Below are 9,316 nucleotides of genomic sequence, written 5' to 3' on the forward strand. Positions count from 1 at the left end.
GCGGAGGACCAGAACTTAACCGTTACTCCCAATCCTTTGGAGGTACACGCAGACACTGTTGCTTTTGAAATGTCAGCTAACCTTCCTGTAAAAATGCTTAAGAAAGGAAAGGTATATTCAATCAATTCTTTCTACAAGTATGGAGATAACGAAATAGCGCTGGAACCAGTTCAATTTAAAGCTGAAGATTATCCAAATGCCAACGAACAACAGCCCAAACAAACTAAAGAGTATGCTTTTGCTTACGCACCTGCAATGAAAACCGGTGTTCTTCAGGTTCAGGGAGTTGCTTCTGACCCTAAAAACGGTAAGACAAAAGAAACCGAAAGAATGGATGTTGCTCCTGGTGTGATCACTACTTCTAAACTGGTAGAGCCTGTTTACTTTGCTGCTTATGCAGACCACGGTTACAACAACCAGGAAGAGTTGATCCCTACAAGAGTTAATTTCTACTTCGATCAGGGAAGCCCTGTATTGAAATACTCAGAAAGAAGAAGTGACAGAGGTGATTTGCTTTCTGCTTACATCGCTGAAAAAAATGCTACCAGAACAGTAACTATCACTGGTACTCACTCTCCTGAAGGTGCTGAGCGTATCAACTCAAGACTAGCTAAGCAAAGAGCTGAAGCTATTCAGGAGTTCTACAAGAGAGAAATGAGAAAGTACGACTACAAAGGTCTTGCTGATTCTATCAAGTTCATCACTAAAGATGTAGTTGAAGACTGGAGCGTATTCAAAGATTCATTAGCTACTTACGAAGGTATTTCTTCAGAAGAAAAGTCAGCTTATCTTGACATTGTGAACGGTCCCGGTACTTATGAGTCTCAGGAAGACGCCCTTCACAAACTACCTACTTACAACAAAGTATTCAAAGAATTGTACCCTAAATTGAGGGTTGCAAAAACTGAGATCCTTACTGTAAAAGAAAAGAAAACAGATGCTGAGATTTCAGTATTGGCTAAGCAAATCGTTGATGGTTCTGCTTCTGCCGACACACTTTCTGAAGAAGAATTGATGTATGCTGCTACTTTGACTCCTTCACTTCAGGAGAAAGAAGCTATCTTCAAAGCTGCTACTAAAAAGTCTGATAGCTGGAATGCTCACAACAACCTTGCGGCTGTTTACATCGCAATGGGTATGGAAGGTGACCAAGACAAATATGCTGACATGGCTATGACCCAGTTGGAAATCGCTGCTAACAAAAAAGAAGCTGCTGAAGTACACGCTAACATGGCTACTGTAGAAATGATGAAAGGTAACCCTTACAAAGCTTACTCTCACTTGCAGCAAGCTAACTCTATGAGCCCAGGCAACGACCTTAGCCAAGGTATCAACGGAGTTAAAGGTTCTGCTGAGATCATGATGGCAAAATACAATGACGCTGTTTCTTCTACTTCAAATTCAGAAGACAATGCAACTAACCTTTTCAACAAAGGTCTTGCTCAACTTTTAAATAAAGATTACCAAAATGCACTGAACTCTTTCAAAGAAGCTACAGAAAAAGATAGCGACATGGCTATTGCTTTCTACGGTGCTGCTATTGCAAGTGCTCACTTAGGTAACGAAAACGATGTGTATTCAAACCTTGAAAAAGCAGTTGCTGCTAACCCTGAGCTAAAAGGCAAAGCTTTGGAAGATCTTGAATTCGCTACTTACGTAACTAACGAGCAGTTCAGAAATATCCTGAAATAAAGATTAGGTTATTAAAATTATTGGAAAGCCCTGAAGAAATTTCTTCAGGGCTTTTTTATTTTATGATAATGCATTTTGTGGTTAATGTTGCGAATGCTATTTTTACAAACCAATTTTTAAACCCGATAAAATGAGAGAAATACAATTTAGAGAAGCCTTAGGCGAAGCCATGAGTGAAGAAATGCGCAGGGATGAGAAGGTATTCCTGATGGGTGAAGAAGTAGCAGAATACAATGGCGCATATAAAGTAAGCCAAGGCATGCTTGACGAATTCGGACCGGATCGTGTAATCGATACCCCAATCGCTGAACTTGGTTTTGCAGGTGTAGGCGTTGGTGCTGCTATGAACGGCCTCCGTCCTATTATAGAATTCATGACCTTTAACTTCTCTCTGGTAGCTATTGACCAAGTGATCAACAGTGCTGCCAAGATGATGTCCATGTCAGGCGGGCAATTTCCAATGCCAATTGTATTTCGCGGCCCAACCGGTAATGCGGGTATGCTAAGTTCTCAGCACTCACAAAACTTTGAAAACTGGTATGCCAACTGTCCGGGATTAAAAGTGGTTGTTCCTTCAAACCCTTATGACGCCAAAGGTTTATTGAAATCTTCTATCAGAGACAATGACCCCGTTATTTTCATGGAGTCTGAGTTGATGTATGGTGATAAGGGTGAAGTACCTGAAAGCGAATACCTGATTCCGATAGGTACTGCTGATATTAAAAGAGAAGGCTCTGACGTAACTATTGTCGGATTTGGTAAAATCATGAAGGTGATCATGGAAGCAGCCGAAGAAGCTGCTAAAAATGATATCTCGGTTGAAGTAATTGACCTCCGTACTGTTCGCCCGATAGACTATGCTACAGTTGTAGAATCGGTAAAGAAAACCAACAGATTGGTAATAGTAGAAGAGGCATGGCCTTTGGCTGCTATCAGCTCTGAAATTACTTACCATGTTCAAAAACATGCGTTTGATTACCTGGATGCTCCTATCCACCGTATCAACAGCATGGATGTGCCATTGCCTTATGCTCCTACGCTTATCGATGCTATATTGCCCAATGTAAAGCGTACGTTAGAGGCAGTTAATTCAGTTCTTTACAGATAAACAGCCTGAGTTGACATTTTAATGACAACAGCCTCCGGCAAATCAGGTTTTCCCAAAGGATTAAAGGAAACTGACATTTTACTCATAGAAAGCGAACGGCTGATCATACGTAATCTTCAGGTCGATGACCTGAAGAATTTTCTTGACTATCGTACTGACCCTGAAGTATGCCGTTACCAGGACTGGGAAGTGCTTGACGAAGCATTTGCCCGTAATTTTATAGACGAGCAAATGCACAAGTCACTCGATGACCTGGAAGAGTGGATACAGCTTGGCATAGAACTTAAAATTGAGGAACGGCTAATCGGTGACCTGGCTTTAAGGCGCCATGATCGCAATGGCTCCATCGTAGAAATAGGATATGCCATAAGCCCTGCCTACCAGCGTAAGGGCTATGCCTATGAAGCTGTTAACTGCATCATCCACCATTTATTTACCGAACATGAAGTTCACCGCATAACCGCCCGTATTGACCCCAGGAATGAAGGCTCTCTGGCCCTGCTCAACCGCCTCAACTTTGTACAGGAAGGACGTATCAGAAAGTGTTTTTATGATGAGTTCGACCAGGAGTGGGTTGATGAAATCATGTTTGGCCTGCTGAAGGAAGATTATCTCCGGTGATTTTTGGATAGACGTAGTTTTATTTATACGTTAACTTTAACCGGAAGGTGTTCTCCGGTTGAATAGGGTGTTTAAAACCTGGTCTGTCGGGGGACAGACCAAGGAGAACAATTAAATTTCTTCCCGGAAATGCGCAAAGTCCGCTTCGAGAGCCTTCTGCTGGGAAGTCGTATAATTTAGGGTTTCTCTGCGCAACTCGAGGCTGAATTGAAATTGCTTGGACTATTCACTAATTGAGTTAGTATGCGATCATGCTCACTAGAAAACTAAAAAAATCTGTTTTGAGGGCCCTTACCGCTGTCCGTACTGATCAACAGCTAAGCTTTACCAAACTTTTGGAAGTTTAGTAAAGCTGCAATTTACTTCTGCTCGTTGTAGTTCTAAACTTATTTGACCTCACCTAACGCCTATAGAATAGTAAGGCAAACCTATAATACCTGGTGACCTTCAAGCAAATGCTCACATAGAGAAACTCTATGGAATTTTGGGCACAAAAAAGGCCAGAACGGGTAGTCCTGACCTTTTAATATATGAACTTGAATTATGTTTTATCTGCCAAATGGGTTAAGTGCGGCCAATCCTTTTTTACCGCCTCCCATTTTGTTCATGGTCTTCATCAGTTTCTTCATGTCATTAAATTGCTTAAGCAGGTTATTCACCTGTTGTACTGATGTACCACTACCGTCGGCAATTCTTTTTCTTCGGCTACCGTTAATGAGTTCAGGACTTTCCCTTTCATCATTGGTCATGGAGCGGATGATAGCTTCAATAGGCTTGAATGAATCGTCATCAACATCAATACCTTTCAAGGCTTTACCCATGCCGGGGATCATGCCCATAAGGTCTTTGATGTTACCCATCTTTTTGATTTGCTCCAGTTGAGACAGGAAGTCATTGAAGTCAAACTGGTTCTTACGGATCTTCTTGTTTAACCTGCGGGCCTCCTCTTCGTCAAATGTCTGCTGGGCTTTCTCCACCAATGATACCACGTCACCCATACCAAGGATCCTGTTGGCCATCCTGTCGGGGTGGAACTTATCAATGGCGTCCATTTTTTCACCGGTACTGATAAACTTGATAGGCTTATCTACTACCCTGCGAATTGAAATGGCAGCACCACCACGGGTATCACCATCCAGTTTGGTAAGCACTACTCCGTCAAAGTTCAGTCTGTCATTGAAAGCTTTGGCAGTATTTACAGCATCCTGACCCGTCATTGAGTCTACCACAAATAAAGTCTCAGATGGAGTCAGGGCTTGCTTAAGTTTGGATATTTCATCCATCATCGCCTCATCCACGGCCAAACGACCGGCGGTATCGACAATAACTATTTTCTTATTGTTGTCTTTTGCGTGCTTAATTGCATTGTTGGCAATTTTTACAGCGTCTTTGTTCTCAGGTTCAGCATACACCTCCACACCAATCTGCTCACCAAGAACTTTCAACTGATCAATCGCAGCCGGGCGGTAGATATCGCAGGCCGTGAGCAATACTTGTTTGCCCTGCCCTTTCAGATAGTTTGCAAGTTTTCCTGAAAACGTGGTTTTACCAGAACCCTGAAGACCAGAGATTAGTATAACGGCAGGATTTCCATCGAGCTTTATATCCTCATGGATACCTCCCATAAGGTCGGTCAGCTCATCATTTGTAATTTTAGTTAAAAGCTGTCCGGGAGATACCGCAGTAAGCACATCACGTCCTAGTGCCTTTTCTTTAATATCATCGGTAACTTCTTTGGCTACTTTGTAGTTAACGTCGGCATCAATCAAGGCTCTTCGTATCTCCTTAACCGTTGTTGCTACGTTTACCTCAGTAATACTTCCCTGCCCTTTTAAGGTCTGAAAAGCCTTTTCTAACTTAAAACTTAAATTATCAAACATATCTATTCCGTATTATAGGCTGCAAAATTAATGATTCCAAAGGTTATAATGAAAAACGAGCGGATCTTTTGCGTGATTTTAAATTAGCGGATCACAGAGACAGGTTCTTTCGCTTAAACAATACTTTTAAAGTTTTTTCGTATCTTGCCTTTTTTTAAGCTTATAAAATATGAGATTTTTAATAATACCCCTTCTCTTTTGTTGCTCATGCGCTTCGGTATACATACCTAACTCGCGCAATATGCCTATCATTGATCATGGTGGAGAAGTAACCGCCTCTGTAAAAGGAGGCAGCACGGGTTATGAAGGGCAATTGGCCTTTTCTCCTGTAAACAGGTTTGGCATCATGGCTGATGGACTCTATAAAAACAGTTCGACCAGCGAGACTGATGATGATTACCAAAAGCATAAATATTTTGGTTTTGGAGCCGGATATTATGAGCCTATCTCGGATTGGGGTGTATTTGATATATATGGAGGCTATGGCCAAGGCGAAGGTTCGGCGCAGGATGAATATGTTTTCTTTACCAGTAATACGGACTATGCTACGGGAAAATACAGGCGTTACTATGTACAGCCAGGCTTTGCGCTCAAAAAGGAACACATAGAGCTAGGTTTCTGTTATCGAATATCCCGGGTCGAATTTTATGAATTTGAGGACAGCAATATTCAGGATATTGAGATCAGCAACACGATCATGGAGCCTGCATTCACTTTCCGGGCAGGGGGTAAAAATATCAAAATGGATAGCCAGGTAGGCCTAAACGTACCTATGCACGAAACAGAGTTTGAATTTCCGGTATTTACTGTATCTATAGGCGTAACTTTGAGGCTGGATTTTGGAAAAAAACTAATATCTAAAAAATCTGACGATACTGAATCACAGGAAAACTTTCCCCGGCCTTAAACGCAGATCTATCAGAGGGCAGTTGCAAAAAAGCATCTGCTTCCAGTAAATTGGCAAGGTCTCCTGAACCTTTTCCGGTAACAGGAACCGCCAGTAGCTGCCCCTGATCCATAGTTAACTTTACTTGCAGAAAATAGGTTAAAGGAGGCTGAAAATCAAACTCTTCCGCAAGGTTAGCTTCTAATATCTGAGTATTAAGCCCATAGCACTTCCTTAACCAAGGCAATGTATATGCATAAAAGCACATAAATGTTGACACTGGATTACCCGGTAAGGCAAATATAGCCGTTGGGGAACTTCCCTCCTCTCGCACCCCAAACCAAAACGGCTTGCCCGGCCGCTGTTTTACGCCATGAAAGAGTTTTTTAACATTTAACTTTTCCAGTATTTCCGGCACATAATCTTTCTTGCCTTTGGAAACTCCTCCGCTTAAGATAACCACATCATATTCTCCTACAATCTCCCTGAGCTTGGTTTCAAGTGCATCTTTCTCATCATTAATATGAAAGGCCTGAGCCTCGTGCCCCTCAGCCTGCAGCGCCGATTGAAGCGCATATGTATTTGACCGCCTGATCTGATATGGATGTGGCATCTCATTTACATCTACCAATTCATCACCGGTACTGACAATGGCAACTTTCAGGTGCCTGACTACTTCAACGGTATGCTTACCTACCGTGGCCAGAATGGCGATCTCTGCCGGTGAAAGTTTTTGATTTTTATGGATAAGCACGTCATCCAATTTTCGGTCGGTACCTTTGAGGTGTACATTTTGAAGGGGTTTAACTTCATCAATGCTCACCCTGGCAACCTTATCTTCGATCTTCACATCTTCGTAACGTATAACCACATCTGTATTTTGTGGCAACATGGCCCCGGTCATCACTTCTATACAGTTTTGCTCTTGAGAAAGCGCTTGCTGAGGTGCCCCGGCCGTCTGCATACCCTCTACATAAAACTCCCTGCGCCCCTCCTGCCAGGCTTTGGAATTAACAGCTATACCATCCATCATTACCCGGTTGAAGGACGGAAAGTCCCTGTCTGCCAGTATATTTTCCTGCAATACTCTTCCCGTAGCTTTTTGAAGGGGCACCTTTTCTGTTCCTGCCTCTATAGTCTGGGACATCACTATATCAATCGCTTCCTCTACCGAAATCATTTTAGTACTTTTGTTTTAATTCAAAATTAACCGGCAATTGAAAGTCTGTCGTTATACCATCAGGCAAAGACATGCTTTCAACCACAAATTTTCAGAGCGTGAAAGATAACAAATTCACTCATATTGACCCTTCGGGAAACCCAAAAATGGTAGATGTTTCAGACAAATCCATTACAAAACGTACTGCCACAGCGCAAAGCAGGGTGAGTGTAGGTGAAGAGATCCTTGCATTGTTGCAAAATGATGAGATCCATACGAAAAAGGGCCCTGTATTTCATACCAGTATCATTGCGGGCGTTATGGCCGCAAAGAAAACGTCCGAATTGATACCCTTCTGCCATCCTATAGCACTGGATGATTGTAAAATAGAAATTGTAGTGGAGGGAAAAGATATTGTTGTTACCTGCTCTACTATTACCACGGCAAAAACCGGTGTTGAAATGGAAGCACTTACCGGTGCCTCTGTAGCCGCTTTGGCCATTTATGATATGTGCAAAGCATTGTCTCACGACATAGTGATCAAAGAAACACAGTTAATGAGCAAAACAGGTGGTAAAAAGGATTTTCACCGATCATGAAGGAGCCGGAGTTGTATGGCCTGGTATTGATTGGCGGTGAAAGCCGCAGGATGGGCAGGGATAAAAGCCTGATCAGCTACCATGCAACGGATCAGCGTAAATATAGCTTTGACCTGCTATCCGATTATTGCAGTAAGGTATTCTTATCCTGCAATGCCGATCAGGCAAAAAATATTGAACTACCTTTTATCACTGACTCCAATAACTACAAAGGCCCGCTGAAAGGGGTGCTTAGCGCCCAGGAAAAATTCAATGATGTAGCCTGGCTGGTTCTGGCGTGCGATATGCCCTTTGTTGACGCAGAGGTATTGAGTATGTTGGTAACACATCGCGACCCGAATGCTATGGCTACATGTTTTTATCACGGCTTTCCCGAACCTCTTTGTTCCATATGGGAACCTCATGCATATGCCGCTCTGATCCATTTTGTTAACTCAGGAAACCTGAGGCCACGACATTTTCTTGAACAGCACCCCACAAAATATATCAAATCTACAAAGGGGATACAGGATAAACTCCGTAATATCAATTCTCCGGATGAAAGTGCGAATTGAGGTCAAACAATTTGTTAAGAAGATAAAAGACGTAATCTTTGCACCTCTTAACCCCAGCTATGCATGAAGGATCTTCGAATCATATACATGGGCACGCCGGATTTTGCAGTGCCCTCACTTGAAATACTTCTTGAAAACAAATTCAACGTGGTAGCGGTGATCACTGCACCGGATAAACCAAAAGGCCGGGGGCAGAAATTAATGACCTCACCGGTCAAAGACTGTGCAGTAAAGCACAATTTGCCGGTCCTACAGCCTTCGAACCTCAAGAGTCCGGAATTTATCGAAGAACTAAAGAGCTACAACGCCAATTTACAGATAGTTGTAGCCTTCAGGATGTTGCCTGAGGTGGTATGGAATATGCCGGAAATAGGTACTTTCAACCTTCATGCTTCACTTCTCCCTCAATACCGCGGGGCTGCGCCAATCAACTGGGCCATAATAAACGGTGAAAAGGAAACCGGTGTAACTACTTTCTTTTTGAAGCATGAAATTGATACCGGAAAGATTATTTTCCAGGAAAAGGAGACCATCCGTGAAGATGATACCGTGGGCGATCTGTATGCCAGGCTGATGCAAAAAGGAGCGCAACTGGTACTTAAAACCGTTCAGGCAATTCAGCAGGAAGATTATCCACAAACAGATCAAAATGAAAATCAAGAGTTGAAGAAAGCCCCAAAAATTTTCAGGGAAACCTGTCAAATTGATTGGTCGCAATCAACAGCCCATGTTTACAACTTTATCAGAGGGCTTTCTCCTTACCCGGCAGCCTGGACTGAAATACTTGGCAAAAACCTGAAGTTGTATAAGATTGAAA

9 protein-coding genes are annotated in these 9,316 nt (G+C 42.6%); 7 read left to right on the top strand and 2 right to left on the bottom strand.

The window, feature by feature from the left end:
- The 3 genes from E1163_RS30440 to E1163_RS05755 all read left to right on the top strand — a co-directional run.
- A partial coding sequence (locus E1163_RS30440) for a TPR end-of-group domain-containing protein (protein ID WP_185155978.1) occupies window positions 1-1,692 on the top strand: 1,692 nt, incomplete at its 5' end.
- Window positions 1,693-1,822: 130 nt separating this feature from the next.
- Window positions 1,823-2,800 carry a pyruvate dehydrogenase complex E1 component subunit beta gene (locus E1163_RS05750; protein ID WP_155170415.1) on the top strand — a complete coding sequence of 326 codons (978 nt, stop codon included), beginning with the start codon at window positions 1,823-1,825 and terminating at the stop codon, window positions 2,798-2,800.
- A 21-nt stretch (window positions 2,801-2,821) separates the two neighbouring features.
- Complete coding sequence (locus tag E1163_RS05755; RefSeq protein WP_155170417.1) at window positions 2,822-3,421, top strand: GNAT family N-acetyltransferase; 600 nt, start codon at window positions 2,822-2,824, stop codon at window positions 3,419-3,421.
- A gap of 548 nt (window positions 3,422-3,969) precedes the next feature.
- Here E1163_RS05755 and ffh read toward each other — a convergent pair.
- Window positions 3,970-5,301, bottom strand: coding sequence for a signal recognition particle protein (gene ffh, locus E1163_RS05760; protein WP_155170419.1), 1,332 nt, complete (start codon window positions 5,299-5,301; stop codon window positions 3,970-3,972).
- A 169-nt stretch (window positions 5,302-5,470) separates the two neighbouring features.
- Between ffh and E1163_RS05765 the strand changes: the two genes are divergently transcribed.
- The gene (locus tag E1163_RS05765; RefSeq protein WP_155170421.1) at window positions 5,471-6,208 is read left to right on the top strand and encodes a hypothetical protein; all 738 of its coding nucleotides are present in this window, start codon (window positions 5,471-5,473) and stop codon (window positions 6,206-6,208) included.
- Here the strand turns inward: E1163_RS05765 and E1163_RS05770 are convergent.
- The gene (locus tag E1163_RS05770; protein WP_155170423.1) at window positions 6,159-7,367 is read right to left on the bottom strand and encodes a molybdopterin molybdotransferase MoeA; all 1,209 of its coding nucleotides are present in this window, start codon (window positions 7,365-7,367) and stop codon (window positions 6,159-6,161) included. The genes E1163_RS05765 and E1163_RS05770 overlap by 50 nt on opposite strands.
- 98 nt (window positions 7,368-7,465) lie before the next feature.
- Between E1163_RS05770 and moaC the strand changes: the two genes are divergently transcribed.
- The 3 genes from moaC to fmt all read left to right on the top strand — a co-directional run.
- The gene (moaC, locus tag E1163_RS05775; protein ID WP_343033760.1) at window positions 7,466-7,945 is read left to right on the top strand and encodes a cyclic pyranopterin monophosphate synthase MoaC; all 480 of its coding nucleotides are present in this window, start codon (window positions 7,466-7,468) and stop codon (window positions 7,943-7,945) included.
- On the top strand, window positions 7,942-8,499 hold the full coding sequence (locus E1163_RS05780) for an NTP transferase domain-containing protein (RefSeq protein ID WP_155170428.1): 558 nt from the start codon (window positions 7,942-7,944) through the stop codon (window positions 8,497-8,499). The genes moaC and E1163_RS05780 overlap by 4 nt, the downstream gene beginning before the upstream one ends.
- A gap of 63 nt (window positions 8,500-8,562) precedes the next feature.
- Window positions 8,563-9,316 (top strand): methionyl-tRNA formyltransferase (gene fmt, locus E1163_RS05785; protein ID WP_155170430.1); only part of this gene is annotated, 754 nt, incomplete at its 3' end.

Source organism: Fulvivirga kasyanovii, from assembly GCF_009711405.1.
GTDB lineage: Bacteria > Bacteroidota > Bacteroidia > Cytophagales > Cyclobacteriaceae > Fulvivirga > Fulvivirga kasyanovii.